This is a genomic window from Bacillus sp. SRB3LM (genome assembly GCF_015712745.1).
Classification (GTDB): Bacteria; Bacillota; Bacilli; order Bacillales; family Bacillaceae_G; genus Bacillus_A; species Bacillus_A thuringiensis_K.
Map to the genome: position 1 here is coordinate 265,030 of NZ_VWVQ01000045.1, position 16,437 is coordinate 281,466.

The following is a 16,437-nucleotide window of genomic DNA, read 5'->3' on the forward strand; positions in this document are numbered from 1 at the left end:
TTTAACTTATGAAAGCCTTATCTTTCTTATAAAAAAAAAGAAACACATCTTATTATAAGAAATGTGTTTCTTTTTTATACTGCCTTTATGCCGGTGGAGCATGTCCATCCTCAAAACGACGTTCTAAGTTAACGAACTTATTGAACTCTTTGACGAATGCAAGTTCCACTGAACCTACTGGACCGTTACGCTGTTTTGCAATAATAATTTCAATTGTATTTTTGTTTTCCGTTTCTCGATCATAGTAGTCTTCACGATATAGGAAAGCTACAATATCGGCATCCTGCTCAATACTTCCAGATTCACGAATATCAGACATCATCGGGCGTTTATCTTGACGAGATTCTACACCACGAGATAACTGTGATAAAGCAATAACAGGCACTTGCAATTCACGTGCAATCCCTTTTAAGGTACGAGAAATCTCAGATACTTCCTGCTGACGGTTTTCTCCTGATTTCCCACTTCCTTGAATAAGCTGCAAATAGTCAATCAAAATCATACCAAGACCTTGTTCTTGCTTTAATCTACGACATTTTGCTCGAATCTCATTTACTTTAATACCTGGTGTATCATCAATATATATACCAGCATTTGAGAGACTCCCCATTGCCATTGTTAATTTTGCCCAATCATCGGAAGTTAATGAACCAGTACGAAGTCTTTGTGCATCAATATTCCCTTCTGCACAAAGCATACGCATAACAAGCTGATCAGCACCCATCTCCAAACTAAAAATCGCTACATTTTCATCCGTTTTCGTCGCTACGTTTTGTGCAATATTTAATGAAAATGCCGTTTTCCCTACTGATGGACGTGCTGCCACGATAATTAAATCATTTCGTTGGAAACCTGCTGTCATCTTATCTAATTCAGTAAACCCAGTTGGTATCCCAGTAACTTCACCCTTTTGATTATGCAAAAGTTCAATTTTGTCATAAGCATCTACAAGAACATCTTTAATGTTTTGGAATGCTTTTGCATTCGTTTGATGGGATACTTCTAATATTTTTTTCTCAGCCTCGTTTAAAAGACCATCCACATCATCTTCTCTCTCGTATCCATCCGATACAATATGAGTCGCCGTGCGAATTAAACGACGTAAAAGCGCCTTTTCAGCGATGATGCGTGCGTAATATTCTACGTTAGCTGCAGTTGGCACAACTTCTGCTAACTCTGCTAAGTAAGAAACCCCACCAACCTCTTCTAGTAATCCTTGATCAGCCATTGCTGATGTCATCATTACTAAGTCGATCGGCTCTCCCTTATCAGATAGCCCAAGCATGACTTCAAAAATCTTTTGATGTTTCGTTCGATAGAACGAATCAGGTACCAATAACTCTGATGCTGAAGTTAACGCATCTTGATCAATCAATATGGCCCCTAAAACCGCCTGCTCAGCCTCTATATTATGCGGAGGGGTACGATCAGCAAGTACATCACTCATACGCAATCCTCCTTGCTTAATTTATTTTTATTGTTCACTAACATGAACTTTTACTGTTGCTGTTACTTGTGGATGCAATTTCACAGTAACGTTTGTATAACCTAACGCGCGGATTGCATCGTCCATTTCAAATTTACGTTTATCAAGCTTAATTTTGTGTGATTTTTGCATTGCATCCACGATTTGTTTACTTGTGATAGAACCAAATAAACGGCCACCTTCTCCAGATTTCGCCTTTAATTCTACAGTTAATTTCTCTAAAGTCTCTTTTAACTCTTTTGCATTTTCAAGCTCTGCTGCTGCATCTTTTTCTTCTTTACGCTTTTGAGCTTCTAAAGTTTTCATACTGCTATTTGTTGCTTCAGCAGCTAATCCTTGTTTTAGTAAGAAGTTATTTGCATAGCCATCCGGTACGTTTTTTACTTCTCCTTTTTTACCTTTACCTTTTACGTCTTTTAGAAAAATTACTTTCATGATTGTGTGCCTCCCTGTAAATAGTCATCAATAACAAATCGAAGCTTCTCCTCAGCTTCATCTACTGTAACATTTTTCATTTGTGTGGCTGCATTCGTCAAATGCCCGCCACCGCCTAAGTTTTCCATAATTAGCTGCACATTCACTTCACCTAAAGATCTGCTGCTAATTCCAATGAGATTTTCGCCACGTTTTGCAACAACAAATGATGCAATAATCCCTGTCATCGTTAATAACGTGTCTGCTGATTGCGCAATAAGCACTTGATCGTAGTAATCATCACTATCAACTTTAGCAATCGCAATTCCATTTTTATAAATGTACGCATTTTTTATAGCTTTTGCAACCCGTAAATACTGATCCATATCTTCCTTTAAAAGTTCTTGTACAAGTACAGTATCTGCACCATGTGAGCGCAGATAAGAAGCAGCATCAAATGTACGAGCCCCTGTCCGGAACGTGAAACTTTTCGTGTCGACAATAATACCCGCTAACAATGCCGTCGCTTCTAACATTGTCATCTTTAAATTTTTAGGTTGATACTCAAGTAATTCTGTAACCAATTCTGCCGTTGAAGAAGCATATGGTTCCATATAAACTAGCAATGGGTCTTCAATAAAATCTTCTCCACGGCGATGATGATCAATAACTACTACATTTTCAATTTTATGTAACAGTTTTTGCTCCATCACCATAGAAGGTTTATGCGTATCGACAACAACAAGTAACGACTCATCATTTGCAAATTCCATCGCTTGCTCTGGAGTAATAAAATGAGACCATAACTCCTCATTTTGTTTCACTTTGTCCATCAAGCGCTTAATTCCTTTATCGGAATCATTTTCATCTAACACAATATATCCTTTACGCTCATTTAATTGAGCAACTTTTAAAATACCAATCGCAGCACCAATTGCGTCCATATCGGGAGCCCTATGCCCCATAATAATGACATTACTACTTTCTAATACTAAATCCTTTAACGCATGCGAAATGACCCTAGCGCGTACACGGGTACGTTTTTCAACCGGATTTGTCTTACCTCCATAGAACTTAACTTTACCTGTCGCTTGTTTAATAGCTACTTGGTCTCCCCCACGCCCAAGCGCAAGATCTAAACCAGATTGAGCCATTGCTCCAAGCTCTGATAAAGGTAAATCACCTGATCCGACACCCACACTTAATGTAAGTGGTATATTCCTTTTAGATGTTTCTTCACGTACCTGATCTAAAATGCTAAATTTCCCTTTTTCCATCTGCGTCAAAATACTTTCATTTAGCACAACGAAGAATCTTTCTGAAGATGCACGTTTTAAATACGCCCCATACTTAAGTGCCCATTCATTTAGTCGCGATGTCACAAGACTTGTTATATTCGTACGTAATTGATCATCTAATCCTTGTGTAACTTCATCATAATTATCCAAATAGATGACAGCTAAAACAGTCCTTTGATCCTCGTACATCTTTTCGATTTCTGTTTGTTCCGTTACATCAAAGAAATAAATTAACTTTTCTTCTTTCCTTACAAAAACGCGAAACTTTCGATTATTTAAAGAGACTATATCATCAGAAGTTTCTCCTTTAATGAAAAGAAGTAATGTTTCTGATACATCGTAAAGGTGCCATCCAGCTAATGCATGCTGTCCCAGACATGAAGATAAATAAGGATTTGCCCAATCAATCCCATAATCCTTATTGTATAACAAAATACCAATCGGCATTTGGTTAAATGCTTCATTACTTACTTTCTTTACTCTTGTAATCATATCTGTCGTATGCTTTTCGAAATTCCTTTGAAAATTAAGTTCAAATCGTATAACGATAAAGAATACGATACAAAAAATGACAAAAGCAGCTATCCCCATAATTAAATGAAAATAACAGAGAATTGAAATGAGCACAAACACAAAAAATGCCAATACATAAACAGGATATAAAAACCACTGTTTCTTATCAAATTCAGGCATGTATACAACTCCTATAAAGTAAAACTAACTCACCTTCCAGTTAGTTAAACAGATTAAAATAGTATAAGGAATATTATTTTATCCCCCTATTTTAGAACGCAATGAAATCCCTAAGTCAATTATACCTAAGATTGTCACAAGAGGAAACAGCATCGGAATAAACATGCATGCAATAAAACTAATAATAGGAACCCCTTTAGTAAAACCTTTTCTATACGCTAAAAAGGCGATAAATGTCAGACCTTGCAGTACAAGCAATAGTGCAAATATGACATTTAGATTAGAAAATACCATATGTAAATATGATGTTGGTTCTACTTTTATAAAAGTTGCTAACAAAATAAATATAACGTAATACCAAATGATACTCTTTGGTAATTGTATATCTTTAAATTTAGGCCAAGATATAACGTCATGTTTTAACTTTTTCAAAACACTACCTGATATTATCACTGTAATCCAAGAAAAACATACTGAAACTAGCACAAGTATACTCGGAAGTAACGATTGTAATATATCATTCATTTGTGCAAGTAACTCTTTTTGTTCCTTACTAATCGGCATACCTGTAGCACTTACTATCTTTTCGCTTTTCGCCATACTTTCACTAAATATACTTTGCATTTGCTTCATTATATCTATGTTGAAAAACTTTATACTCGCAACATAAATAAGTACAAAACCAATTAAGTATGCAAGCGTCCCAGCTATTAAGATTTCCACTGGCTTTTTTCTTGTTTTATACATATATCCTAAAACAATCCCTATCAATCCAAACATAATTGTCTTCACTAAATTCATCGGTTGACTCACAATAACAGTAACAAAAAGTGCCGCTACAAAAACCACGAGCACATTAGATAGTTTATGTCTTATCATTAATAGTATAAATGGTAACGGCAACGCAAAAGTTACAACTGTACCCAAAATCGGAACATACATAGATATAAGCAATAACATTGCATATATAGCCAACAAAGCGGCACCTTCAGTAATAAATCTTGCTTGTTTCACATTTTAACCTCTCTTTCAAAAAAGAAAAGCATAGCAAAATGCACAGTAGAGTCCGACTCTACTGTGCATTTCATACGCTATTATTCACCAACATATGGTAAAAGTGCCATTTGACGAGCACGTTTAATTGCAACTGTAAGTTTGCGTTGGTATTTTGCGCTTGTTCCTGTTACACGACGAGGTAAAATTTTACCACGCTCAGAAACGAAACGTTTTAATAAATCAACATCTTTATAGTCAATGCGAGTGATGCCGTTAGCTGTGAAGAAACACACCTTACGACGTTTCGCACGTCCACCTTTGCGTCCTGCCATGTCTATTTCCCTCCATTCTTTGTTAAAACTAACAAATTTACTGTATTAGAACGGTAAATCGTCGTCGGAAATGTCGATCGGTTGACCTACATTTGAAAATGGATCGTCATTCTTCGTAAATCCAGAGTTACCTTGGTTACCTGAATTACTAGATTGACCAAATGGGTTAGAGCCTTGGTTACCGAAACCAGCTCCTGATGGTTGCTGATTAAATGAACCACGTTGCTCCCCACCGCCATTACGCGGCTCTAAAAATTGCACGCTTTCCGCAAGAACTTCTGTTACGTATACACGTTTACCATCTTGTCCCTCGTAATTACGAGTTTGAAGACGTCCATCTACGCCTGCTAAGCTACCTTTTTTCAAATAATTTGCTACGTTTTCTGCTTGTTTACGCCATATTACACAATTAATAAAGTCAGCTTCACGCTCACCTTGTTGATTGGCAAATGCGCGATTCACAGCTAACGTAAAAGTAGCTACTGCAACACCATTGGGCGTGTAACGTAAGTCAGGGTCCTTAGTTAAACGACCAACGAGGATAACACGATTCATCAATCGAACCACTCTCCCTTATATATCAATTATTTTTCTTCTTCTTTAACAACGATATGACGAAGGATATCTTCGTTGATCTTAGCTAAACGGTCGAATTCGTTAATCGCTTCTGCGTTAGATTTCACGTTTAAGATCATGTAGAAACCTTCACGTAAGTCGTTGATTTCGTAAGCTAAACGACGCTTACCCCACTCTTTCGTGTTAATGATTTCTGCACCATTGTTTGTTAAAACACCTGCAAAACGTTCAACTAAAGCTTTTTGAGCTTCTTCTTCAACGCCAGGACGAATGATGTACATAATTTCGTACTTTCTCATTACACTTTCACCTCCTTTTGGTCTAAACGGCCCGTAATGGGCAAGGAGCAATTAATTTATAGTAATTACTCACGAGTTTAGATTATATCATAGTAAGTTATATGAATCAACTCACCAATACATAAAAAACTTGGCAAACATATAATATATTTGCCAAGCTCATATCTTTATTTTTCCTAGGAAATATTAAATTAAACGTTAAAACGGAAGTGCATAACATCTCCGTCTTTTACGATATATTCTTTTCCTTCTAAACGTACTTTTCCAGCCTCTTTTGCAGCTGTCATAGAACCGTTTGTCATTAAGTCATCGTAAGAAACTGTTTCTGCACGAATAAATCCACGTTCAAAGTCTGTATGAATAACACCAGCACATTGTGGTGCCTTCATTCCTTGTTTAAATGTCCAAGCACGTACTTCTTGAACGCCAGCCGTGAAGTAAGTAGCAAGTCCTAATAAATTGTATGCAGCACGAATTAATTGATCTAAACCAGATTCTTCAATGCCTAGTTCTTCAAGGAATACTTTTTTCTCTTCCTCGTCTAGTTCAGCGATTTCTTCTTCGATTTTTGCACATACAACGATTACTTGAGAATTTTCATTTGCAGCAAATTCTTTTACCATTTTTACGTATTTGTTTTCAGAAGGATCCATAACATCATCTTCACTTACGTTTGCTACGTATAGCATTTCTTTCGTTGTAAGTAAATGAAGGCCTTTAACGATTTTCATTTGCTCTTCTGTAAATTCAACAGTACGAGCCGGTTTGCCCTCTTCAAAAGCTTCTTTTAAGCGAACTAAAATTTCATGCTCGTATACTGCTTCTTTATCTTTTTGTCTTGCTAATTTTGCAACACGCTCGATACGTTTATCAACAGATTCTAGATCCGCTAAAATTAGCTCTAAGTTGATTGTTTCAATATCATCAATCGGATCTACTTTCCCTGAAACGTGCGTAATATTTTCGTCTTCAAAACAACGAACAACTTGGCAAATTGCATCTACTTGGCGAATGTGCGATAAGAATTTATTTCCTAATCCTTCACCTTTACTAGCACCTTTTACGATACCCGCAATATCAGTAAATTCAAATACAGTCGGAACAGTTTTTTTCGGTTCTACTAATTCCGTTAATTTATTTAAACGCTCATCTGGTACTTCTACAATCCCTACGTTTGGATCAATTGTACAGAATGGATAGTTTGCAGATTCTGCTCCTGCTTGTGTAATTGCATTAAATAAAGTTGACTTCCCTACGTTAGGTAATCCAACAATCCCAGCCGTTAATCCCATATTTTTCACTCCTATGTCTCAATCTTTCATCATTATAGATAGTAACGAAAAAAATGACAAGTTTCCGCTAAACGAAAAAAAGTAACAGTTACCTACTGTAACTGTTACTCTCGCTCTATTCTTCGTGCTTCACAAGTATTTTTTTCACCTTACGATCAAACTCTCTTCGAGGAATCATTACTGAATGGTCACACCCCTCGCACTTAATGCGGATATCCATTCCCATACGAATAATTTTCCAACGATTCTCGCCACATGGATGGGCTTTCTTCATTTCCACAACATCATACAAGTTATATTCCTTTTGCTCCACTCTCCAAACTCCTCTCCATACTAAATTGCTTTTCCACTAACTAATTCTTCACGATTATATAAAACCATACGTGGATATGGAATTTCAATTCCATGTAAATCAAGACGATTTTTAATCTCTTTACGAAGTGCCCTTGCAATAACTGCATGTTGCATCGGTTCTACTTCAGCAATAACACGTAATATAACTTCTGAGGCAGCTAATGTTTGCACACCTAATAATTGAGGTGTTGTTACCATTTTCTCGTACTTTGAAGGTAATTCTACTAATAAATCTTCAATAACTTGCTCTGCTTTCGCAATATCAGCCTCATATGAAATAGATATATCAACAAACGCTACACTATTACTAACTGAGTAGTTAGTAACTTGAATAATACTTCCGTTTGGTAAGGTATGAATTTCACCTGTCCAACTCTTTACTTTCGTTGTACGAAGTCCAATTTCTAAAACGACTCCTTCAAATTGACCGATTTTAACATAATCGCCAACTGAAAACTGATCTTCTAACAAAATAAATAAACCTGTAATAACGTCTTTCACTAAACTTTGAGCGCCAAATCCGACAGCTAAACCAATTACCCCAGCACCGGCTAATAAACCTGATGCATTAATATTAAACACACCTAAAATCGCAATTAACATAATGAACATAACAACGTATGCCACGATATTTTCAAGTAACTTTGCTACTGTAACTGTACGACGTTCTGAAATTTGAATTGGAGAACGACTTCCCATACGAAACGCATTTCGTACAACCGCTCTTGCAATTCTCACTACAATTGCACCAATTGTTAAAATGATACATATTTTTAATGCCGCAATTCCAATATCTGCCCAACGATCAGCATCTAATAAATACTGTTTCGTAGAATTAAACCACTTCGTTAATAAATCCATGTACCTCTACCTCTCCAGCCAAAATTTCTTTTTAGTTATCCTTCCTATTGTATCAGAAGTCTTCTAATTGCTGAAAAATTTTTATGACTTTAATTGTATTTGTTAACTTCTCTACAGGTATAAAATGGAGCGAATATATATATACTAGTACTATTATTTCCGTTTTCGCTTAAGTTTTACAGTAAGTACGCACTTATAGTTTTCCATTTTACTCACCATATAACATATTTTGAAAATTTATTAAAAGGATGGGTGCTTCATGAATATTGGAAGTTTTCGCTTACCTTTTTTCGAAAAAGAAACTCAAAATGTTATGCACCAAGATTTAAAAGCCTCCGAGACAATTAGTAACTTCTTACTTTCCCACATTCCTATTAAAACCCATATACCAATTATTCTCGTTTGTATCGGAACAGATCGTTCTACAGGTGATGCACTCGGTCCGTTAGTCGGTACAAAACTAGAACAAGTAGGAATTACAAACTTCCAAGTGTTCGGCACACTAGATGAGCCAGTCCATGCACTAAATTTAGAAGAGAGGATTCAGAATATACAGAAAGATAATCCTACCTCGTTTATAATTGCGGTTGATGCCTGTTTAGGAAAATCTCAAAGTATCGGTTCTATCACTACCGGAATGGGGCCTAGTAAACCTGGAGCTGCAATGAACAAGAAATTACCTGCAGTTGGTGATTTACATATTCATGGCATCGTAAATCTAAACGGTTTTATGGAGTTTTTCGTCCTGCAAAATACAAGATTAAGTTTAGTCATGAAAATGGCTGATGTAATTGCACAAAGTATAAAAGAAACAGATCAAAAATTATCTGTATTAAAAAAGGCAAACCATCTATAAATAATAAGATGGTTTGCTTTTTAGTTTTTCTGCGCTAATAATTCTAAAATACGATTTAAATCCTCTTTATTGAAAAATTCAATTTCGATTTTACCTTTTTCTTTTTTCGTTTCTTTAATTTTCACATCTGTGCCAAACTTTTCTCTTAAGAACGTTTCACGTTCTACGAAAAATATATTCCGCTCTTTTTTCACTTTTTTTGTTTCACGTGAAACGTGTTGATTAATCTCTTGGACGATTTTCTCTAATTGACGAACATTTAATCCTTCTTTTTCAATGCGTTTCAATAAGGACTTCAATTGTTCTTCATCTTTTATCGTAAGTAAAGTTCTCCCATGAGCCATTGAAAGTTGACCATTTGCAATCATATCTTGTACGAAAGAAGGTAGGCTTAATAACCGAGTATAATTTGCAATGTAAGGTCTGCTTTTACCAAGACGTTTCGCTAATTGTTCTTGCGTTACATTTAGCTCATTCATTAACATCTGGTATGCCATTGCCTCTTCCATAGGATTTAAATCTTCTCGTTGTAAGTTTTCTAACAAAGCAAATTCCATCATTTGCTGTTCAGTTAATTGTCTTACAACCGCAGGTACTTTTTCTAAACCAGCCTCTTTTGCAGCACGAAATCGTCTTTCACCTGCAACAATTTCATATCCTTTAATACTCTTCCTAGCAATTAATGGTTGTAGGATACCGTGTTCCTTAATCGAAATTGCTAATTCCTGAATCGCCTCTTTATTAAAGTGTTTACGCGGTTGATATGGATTCGGCCTTAATTCAGTTACAAGAATCTCCTGAATTGTTTCCTCTTCTTTCACATCTAAATCAGGAAAAAACACATTAATTCCTCTTCCTAATCCTTTAGCCACCTGCAATCACTTCCTCTGCTAAATCTATATATACTTCTGCTCCTCTTGATTTAGCGTCATACTGCATAATAGGTTTCCCATGACTTGGAGCCTCGCTCAAGCGTACATTACGCGGAATAATCGAGCGATATACTTTATCCCTAAAATACTTTTTCACTTCATCTATAACTTGGATCCCTAAATTTGTACGGGCATCCAACATTGTTAACAATACACCTTGAATTGCTAAATTTTTATTTAAATGTTTTTGTACAAGTCGAACTGTATTTAATAGCTGACTTAACCCTTCTAGTGCGTAATATTCACACTGTACAGGAATAATAACAGAATCTGCTGCTGTTAATGCATTAATCGTTAATAACCCTAAAGATGGGGGACAGTCGATAATAATATAGTCATATTCATCACGAACTGGCTGTAATGCTCTTTGCAAACGTACTTCCCGGGAAATAGTCGGTACCAATTCAATTTCAGCACCAGCTAATTGAATTGTAGCGGGTAGAACATCTAAGTTTTCAGTTGCGGTTTTCTGTATAACCCCTTGAACATCTGCATCTTCCACAAGAACGTTGTAAATACATTGATCTAATTCAGATTTTTCAATTCCCACACCAGTCGTTGCATTTCCTTGAGCATCAATATCTACAAGAAGGACTTTTTTACCTACTTGCGCCAATCCAGCCCCTAAATTAACAGATGTTGTTGTTTTTCCAACACCGCCTTTTTGATTAGCAATAGCAATGATTTTTCCCATGATGTCACCTACTTTCAACCTTTCTATCTTATTCTAGTAACAATTACGTTTATTGTAACATGAAATAAAACTTTTTCTTTTACGTCCTTTATTAAACTTCAAAATTTATTTCTAAACTCCTTCTTCATTTAACAAGAAAATATAGTAAAAGAGACCTCTCCAATAGGATAAGGTCTCTAGCACGTCATTATTATTTTTTCTTTGGAATTTTAATTGTAATTTGATAGTACTCATCAAATTCTTCTTCCTCAGAATTAACATTCAAACCACTTTCAGTAACCATTTGTAAAGATTGTCTAATTGTATTCATAGCAATCCTCGTATCTCGACTTACTGCTTTTTGCTTTGCCTTACGCTTCGGTTTCGCTTCCTCTAGTAACTTCGCAATTCGTTCTTCTGTTTGCTTTACATTTAGTTGTTTCTCCACAATTTCCTGTAAAACCTTCAGTTGTAATTCCTCATTTTTTAAAGGAATGAGAGCGCGGGCATGACGTTCTGTAATGCTTTTTTCTAATAATGCACTTTTTATTTCTTCAGGCAACTTTAACAATCGCAACTTATTTGCGATTGTAGATTGTCCTTTTCCAAGTCGTTGTGCCAATGCTTCTTGTGTTAAATTATGTAACTCAATCAGCTTTTGATATGCCACAGCTTCCTCGATTGCCGTTAGTTCCTCACGTTGCAAGTTTTCAATTAAAGCTACAGAAGCTGTCTCTGTATCATTTAAGTTCTTTATAATTGCAGGAACCTTTTCCCACCCTAACTTTGTTGCCGCGCGAAAACGTCTTTCTCCAGCAATAATCTCGTACTTATCATCCTCATATTGCCTTACAACAATCGGCTGAATAAGTCCATGTGTACGAATTGTTAATGCTAGCTCATCAATACGCGCATCATCAAAAACTGTTCTTGGTTGATAACGGTTAGGGGTAATATTTACTATCGGAATTTCTTGTATTTCTTCATATACCTTTTTATCTATCTCTTCATGGCTTTCGTCTTGTAATTCGAATTCGCTCTCTTTATCTCCAAAGCCAAATAAACGAGAAAACGTATTTTTCATACATATTCCACCACCTTTTAGGCCTATTGACTATTCTCCATAAAATGTTTCCTATGAAACATTTACGTTTTCATTTATATAATTTAATCTTACGTCTAATAAGATTTATTTTTCAATAGGTAATTTATTGGGTGTTCCCGGTTTGCGTGGATATTTCTTTGGTGTCTTGCGCTTTTTCTCGATTAATAAAATATTACGTTCACTCTCTTCAAACGGTAATTGGAACGTAGACATCTCTTTTAACTCTCCGCCTAGCACCTCTAAAGCATACTTGCCATTTTCAATTTCTTCGTTTGCTGCTGCACCTTTCATTGCAATGAATGTTCCTCCAACTTTTACAAGCGGTAAACATAGCTCACTTAATACAGAAAGACGCGCAACTGCACGTGCCATTACAATATCGTATGATTCACGTACACCTTCTTTTTTCCCAAACGTTTCAGCACGATCGTGACAAAATGCAACATCACTTAATTCTAACTTTTGTGCTAAGTGATTTAAGAAATTAATACGTTTTTGCAACGAATCTACAATTGTTACTTTTAAATGCGGGAAACAAATTTTTAAAGGAATACTTGGGAATCCAGCCCCTGCACCAACATCGCAAATTGAGAATGGTTTTGAAAAATCATAATAAAAAGCAGCTGTAATGGAATCAAAAAAGTGTTTTAAATATACTTCTTCTTTTTCTGTAATAGCCGTTAAGTTCATTTTTTCATTCCACTCTACTAATGTTTCAAAGTAGATTTTGAACTGCTCTAACTGTCTAGAAGAGAGGGTGATTCCCTTCTCTTCTAGCATAGATTGAAATTGTTCTATGTTCATCTAGCAATATCTCCTTACTATTTATTGGTTCGATACGCGTGCAATTTTTCCTTGTTCTATATACACAAGTAAAATGGAAATATCCGCTGGATTTACGCCAGAAATACGTGAAGCCTGCCCCATTGAAAGTGGACGAACATCTTTTAATTTCTGTCTAGCTTCTGAAGCAATGCTAGAAATCGCATCATAATCAATATCTACAGGGATTTTTTTATTCTCCATTTTCTTCATACGCTCTACTTGCTGTAAAGATTTTTCAATATATCCTTCATACTTAATCTGAATTTCAACTTGTTCTTTAACTTCATCACTTAATTCTACTTCACTTGGTACTAAAAGATGAATATGCTCATATGTCATCTCTGGACGACGTAATAAGTCACTTGCACGTATTCCATCTTTCAATTCACTTCCGCCAATATTGCGAATTAATTCTTGAACTTCAGGACGTGGTTTAATAATAATGCTGCTTAAACGTTCCTTTTCCTGTTCAATTTGTAATTTTTTATTTGTAAATCGCTCATAGCGCTCTTCTTTAATTAATCCAATTTTACGACCAACTTCAGTTAAACGAAGATCAGCATTATCGTGGCGTAATAATAGACGGTATTCTGCACGAGACGTTAATAAACGATATGGTTCATTTGTACCTTTCGTTACAAGATCATCAATTAAGACGCCAATATAAGCATCCTCGCGACCTAAAACAACTTCTTCTTTACCTAAAGAACGGCATGCTGCATTAATTCCAGCCATAAGCCCTTGTCCGGCCGCCTCTTCGTAACCAGAAGTTCCATTAATTTGTCCTGCTGTATATAAATTTTTAATCTTTTTCGTTTCAAGTGTTGGCCATAGTTGTGTTGGCACAATTGCATCATATTCAATTGCATAACCTGTACGCATCATTTCAACATTTTCTAGGCCTGGAATTGTTCTAAGCATGTCACGTTGTACATCTTCTGGTAAGCTTGTGGATAAACCTTGTACATATACTTCTTGTGTATTACGCCCTTCTGGCTCTAAGAAAATTTGATGACGTGGTTTATCATTAAATCTTACTACTTTGTCTTCAATAGAAGGACAGTATCTAGGACCTGTTCCTTTAATCATACCAGAATACATAGCTGAACGATGTAAATTTTCATCTATTAAACGGTGTGTTTCTGTACTTGTATATGTCAACCAACATGGAATTTGATCCATAATAAATTTCGTTGTTTCAAAAGAGAACGCACGTGGCTTATCATCACCTGGTTGAATTTCTGTTTTACTGTAGTCAATTGTATTACTGTTTACACGAGGAGGTGTCCCTGTTTTAAATCTCACAAGATCAAATCCAAGCTCCTCTAAATGCTCAGATAATGTAATAGACGGTTGCTGGTTATTTGGACCACTTGAATATTTTAAGTCGCCCATGATAATCTCGCCGCGTAAAAATGTTCCAGTTGTAATTACAACTGTTTTTGCTGTATATTCTGCACCAGCTTGTGTAACTACCCCTTTACATACACCTTCTTCAACGATTAAACGCTCTACCATTCCTTGGAACAACGTTAAGTTTGGTGTTTCTTCAATTGTTTTCTTTAATTCATGTTGGTAAGCGAATTTATCAGCTTGCGCTCGAAGTGCACGTACGGCTGGCCCCTTACCTGTATTTAGCATACGCATTTGAATATGAGTTTTATCAATATTACGTCCCATTTCTCCGCCTAATGCATCAATTTCACGAACAACAATCCCTTTTGCTGGTCCACCAACAGAAGGGTTACATGGCATGAATGCTACCATATCCAAGTTAATTGTTAACATTAATGTTTTTGAGCCCATTCGTGCTGCCGCAAGACCAGCTTCACATCCTGCATGACCTGCACCGATTACTATGACATCGTATGAACCGGCATTGTATCCCATTGTTTATTCCTCCTAATAATCTCTATCTTTCTACAACTTCACTATATTATTTTCCTAAACAAAATTGAGAGAACAACTGGTCAATTAAGCTTTCATGCACTGTGTCCCCAGTAATTTCACCAAGTATTTCCCACGTTCTTGTTAAATCAATTTGTACCATATCAATTGGTACACCATTTTCAATCGCCTCAACTGCATCATCGATTGTTTTTCCTGCTTGTGTTAATAATCCAATATGTCTCGCATTAGAAACATATGTCATATCTGCAGAATCGATTGTTCCTTCAAAGAATAAATCAGCTATTGCCTTTTCGAGTTCATCTATTCCTTGTTCCTCAATTAAGGATGTTGTAATAACACGATTTCCCGCGGCTAACTCTGTAACACGTTCCATATCAATCACTTGCGGTAAATCAGTCTTATTCACAATAACAATAAAGTCTTTTCCTTGTACCGCACGGAATAGATCTTCATCCTCATTTGTTAAAGCCTCGCTATAGTTGACAACAACTAATACTAAATCCGCTTGGCTCATCATTTCTTTTGAACGTTCCACACCAATTCGTTCAACAACATCTTCTGTCTCCCGAATACCGGCTGTATCTATAAGTTTAAGAGGTACACCACGCACGTTAACGTACTCTTCAATAACATCACGAGTTGTTCCTGCAATATCAGTTACAATTGCCTTTTTCTCCTGAACAAGACTATTTAATAACGATGATTTCCCAACGTTAGGTCTACCGATAATTGCTGTAGCAATACCTTCACGTAAAATTTTCCCTTGTTTTGATGTTTCTAATATTTTTTCGATTTCCGAACGAACATGCGTCGCTTTCTCAATTAAAATATTATGTGTCATCTCTTCTACATCATCGTATTCTGGATAATCTATATTTACCTCAACATGAGCTAATGTTTCTAATATTTCTTGACGCAAAAGACCAATTAATTTAGATAATCGCCCTTCCATTTGATTAATTGCTACACTCATTGCACGATCTGTTTTTGCTCGAATCAAATCCATAACCGCTTCTGCTTGTGATAAATCGATACGTCCATTTAAAAAAGCACGTTTTGTAAATTCGCCCGGTTCTGCCAATCGTACTCCTTGTGCTAGAATAAGTTGCAATACTTTATTTACTGAAACAAGTCCACCGTGACAGTTAATTTCCACTATATTTTCACGTGTAAAAGTCCTTGGTGCGCGCATAATAGACACCATAACTTCTTCAATAACTTGATTTGTATCTAAATCAACAATATGACCATAATGAATAGTGTGAGAAGGAACCTCTGTTAAATCCTTCCCCTTAAAAATACGGTCAACTTTCTCAACCGCATCATCCCCACTTACTCGAACAATGGCAATTGCACCCTCTCCAAGCGCTGTGGAAATCGCAGCAATTGTATCAAATTCCATGTCCTTTCACCTCACTTGCTTATTTATCTCTATTTCAACATGATTATTTCTTTCACTAAATTATTAGGATACCATAACGAACCTATCTACAAAAGAAGAATAACTCATTTTATTATATCCCCATGTAAAAAA

Annotated in this window: 17 protein-coding genes; 1 reads left to right on the top strand and 16 read right to left on the bottom strand. The window is 36.0% G+C overall.

Annotated elements, in window-relative coordinates; all coding sequences use genetic code 11:
• Positions 1–85: 85 nt before the first annotated feature.
• The 10 genes from dnaB to F3I02_RS19035 form a co-directional block, all read right to left on the bottom strand.
• Entirely contained in the window at positions 86–1,447 is a 1,362-nt protein-coding gene (dnaB, locus tag F3I02_RS18990) for a replicative DNA helicase (RefSeq protein WP_001286148.1), read from the bottom strand.
• Positions 1,448–1,474: 27 nt separating this feature from the next.
• Positions 1,475–1,921 carry a 50S ribosomal protein L9 gene (rplI, locus tag F3I02_RS18995; RefSeq protein WP_000864228.1) on the bottom strand — a complete coding sequence of 149 codons (447 nt, stop codon included), beginning with the start codon at positions 1,919–1,921 and terminating at the stop codon, positions 1,475–1,477.
• On the bottom strand, positions 1,918–3,891 hold the full coding sequence (locus tag F3I02_RS19000; RefSeq protein ID WP_001113785.1) for a DHH family phosphoesterase: 1,974 nt from the start codon (positions 3,889–3,891) through the stop codon (positions 1,918–1,920). The genes rplI and F3I02_RS19000 overlap by 4 nt, the downstream gene beginning before the upstream one ends.
• Before the next feature lie 78 nt (positions 3,892–3,969).
• Positions 3,970–4,905, bottom strand: a complete 936-nt coding sequence (locus F3I02_RS19005) for a YybS family protein (protein WP_000806422.1) — start codon at positions 4,903–4,905, stop codon at positions 3,970–3,972.
• Between the two features lie 80 nt (positions 4,906–4,985).
• Positions 4,986–5,219, bottom strand: a complete 234-nt coding sequence (rpsR, locus tag F3I02_RS19010; RefSeq protein ID WP_000918873.1) for a 30S ribosomal protein S18 — start codon at positions 5,217–5,219, stop codon at positions 4,986–4,988.
• 45 nt (positions 5,220–5,264) lie between these two features.
• Positions 5,265–5,777: a single-stranded DNA-binding protein gene (gene ssb, locus F3I02_RS19015; RefSeq protein WP_000981966.1), complete on the bottom strand. Its 513-nt coding sequence runs from the start codon at positions 5,775–5,777 to the stop codon at positions 5,265–5,267.
• A 26-nt stretch (positions 5,778–5,803) separates the two neighbouring features.
• Positions 5,804–6,094, bottom strand: coding sequence for a 30S ribosomal protein S6 (gene rpsF / locus F3I02_RS19020; protein ID WP_001233778.1), 291 nt, complete (start codon positions 6,092–6,094; stop codon positions 5,804–5,806).
• A 191-nt stretch (positions 6,095–6,285) separates the two neighbouring features.
• Positions 6,286–7,386, bottom strand: a complete 1,101-nt coding sequence (gene ychF, locus F3I02_RS19025) for a redox-regulated ATPase YchF (RefSeq protein ID WP_000524671.1) — start codon at positions 7,384–7,386, stop codon at positions 6,286–6,288.
• A 115-nt stretch (positions 7,387–7,501) separates the two neighbouring features.
• Complete coding sequence (locus tag F3I02_RS19030; protein WP_000435485.1) at positions 7,502–7,699, bottom strand: DUF951 domain-containing protein; 198 nt, start codon at positions 7,697–7,699, stop codon at positions 7,502–7,504.
• A 20-nt stretch (positions 7,700–7,719) separates the two neighbouring features.
• A complete protein-coding gene (locus F3I02_RS19035; RefSeq protein ID WP_000365109.1) occupies positions 7,720–8,601 on the bottom strand; it encodes a mechanosensitive ion channel family protein in 882 nt (293 codons plus the stop codon).
• A 259-nt stretch (positions 8,602–8,860) separates the two neighbouring features.
• Between F3I02_RS19035 and yyaC the strand changes: the two genes are divergently transcribed.
• Complete coding sequence (gene yyaC / locus F3I02_RS19040; protein ID WP_196478299.1) at positions 8,861–9,457, top strand: spore protease YyaC; 597 nt, start codon at positions 8,861–8,863, stop codon at positions 9,455–9,457.
• Positions 9,458–9,477: 20 nt separating this feature from the next.
• On the opposite strand, the gene spo0J is transcribed toward yyaC, so the two are convergent.
• The 6 genes from spo0J to mnmE form a co-directional block, all read right to left on the bottom strand.
• A complete protein-coding gene (gene spo0J, locus F3I02_RS19045) occupies positions 9,478–10,329 on the bottom strand; it encodes a stage 0 sporulation protein Spo0J (protein ID WP_001051832.1) in 852 nt (283 codons plus the stop codon).
• Complete coding sequence (gene soj / locus F3I02_RS19050; RefSeq protein WP_000516114.1) at positions 10,322–11,083, bottom strand: sporulation initiation inhibitor protein Soj; 762 nt, start codon at positions 11,081–11,083, stop codon at positions 10,322–10,324. The genes spo0J and soj overlap by 8 nt, the downstream gene beginning before the upstream one ends.
• A 190-nt stretch (positions 11,084–11,273) precedes the next feature.
• Positions 11,274–12,146 carry a nucleoid occlusion protein gene (noc, locus tag F3I02_RS19055; RefSeq protein ID WP_000799016.1) on the bottom strand — a complete coding sequence of 291 codons (873 nt, stop codon included), beginning with the start codon at positions 12,144–12,146 and terminating at the stop codon, positions 11,274–11,276.
• Positions 12,147–12,251: 105 nt separating this feature from the next.
• Positions 12,252–12,971, bottom strand: a complete 720-nt coding sequence (gene rsmG, locus F3I02_RS19060) for a 16S rRNA (guanine(527)-N(7))-methyltransferase RsmG (RefSeq protein WP_001019628.1) — start codon at positions 12,969–12,971, stop codon at positions 12,252–12,254.
• A 21-nt stretch (positions 12,972–12,992) separates the two neighbouring features.
• Positions 12,993–14,882 (bottom strand): tRNA uridine-5-carboxymethylaminomethyl(34) synthesis enzyme MnmG, encoded by a 1,890-nt coding sequence (gene mnmG, locus F3I02_RS19065; protein ID WP_000541028.1) that lies wholly within the window; start codon positions 14,880–14,882, stop codon positions 12,993–12,995.
• Between the two features lie 46 nt (positions 14,883–14,928).
• Complete coding sequence (gene mnmE / locus F3I02_RS19070; RefSeq protein WP_196478300.1) at positions 14,929–16,305, bottom strand: tRNA uridine-5-carboxymethylaminomethyl(34) synthesis GTPase MnmE; 1,377 nt, start codon at positions 16,303–16,305, stop codon at positions 14,929–14,931.
• Positions 16,306–16,437: the final 132 nt, after the last annotated feature.

Coding starts and splice junctions, on each gene's coding strand:
- dnaB (WP_001286148.1), bottom strand. CDS start 1,447: ATGAGTGATGTACTTGCTGATCGTACCCCTCCGCATAATATAGAGGCT.
- rplI (WP_000864228.1), bottom strand. CDS start 1,921: ATGAAAGTAATTTTTCTAAAAGACGTAAAAGGTAAAGGTAAAAAAGGA.
- F3I02_RS19000 (WP_001113785.1), bottom strand. CDS start 3,891: ATGCCTGAATTTGATAAGAAACAGTGGTTTTTATATCCTGTTTATGTA.
- rpsR (WP_000918873.1), bottom strand. CDS start 5,219: ATGGCAGGACGCAAAGGTGGACGTGCGAAACGTCGTAAGGTGTGTTTC.
- rpsF (WP_001233778.1), bottom strand. CDS start 6,094: ATGAGAAAGTACGAAATTATGTACATCATTCGTCCTGGCGTTGAAGAA.
- ychF (WP_000524671.1), bottom strand. CDS start 7,386: ATGGGATTAACGGCTGGGATTGTTGGATTACCTAACGTAGGGAAGTCA.
- F3I02_RS19035 (WP_000365109.1), bottom strand. CDS start 8,601: ATGGATTTATTAACGAAGTGGTTTAATTCTACGAAACAGTATTTATTA.
- yyaC (WP_196478299.1), top strand. CDS start 8,861: ATGAATATTGGAAGTTTTCGCTTACCTTTTTTCGAAAAAGAAACTCAA.
- soj (WP_000516114.1), bottom strand. CDS start 11,083: ATGGGAAAAATCATTGCTATTGCTAATCAAAAAGGCGGTGTTGGAAAA.
- noc (WP_000799016.1), bottom strand. CDS start 12,146: ATGAAAAATACGTTTTCTCGTTTATTTGGCTTTGGAGATAAAGAGAGC.
- rsmG (WP_001019628.1), bottom strand. CDS start 12,971: ATGAACATAGAACAATTTCAATCTATGCTAGAAGAGAAGGGAATCACC.
- mnmG (WP_000541028.1), bottom strand. CDS start 14,882: ATGGGATACAATGCCGGTTCATACGATGTCATAGTAATCGGTGCAGGT.
- mnmE (WP_196478300.1), bottom strand. CDS start 16,305: ATGGAATTTGATACAATTGCTGCGATTTCCACAGCGCTTGGAGAGGGT.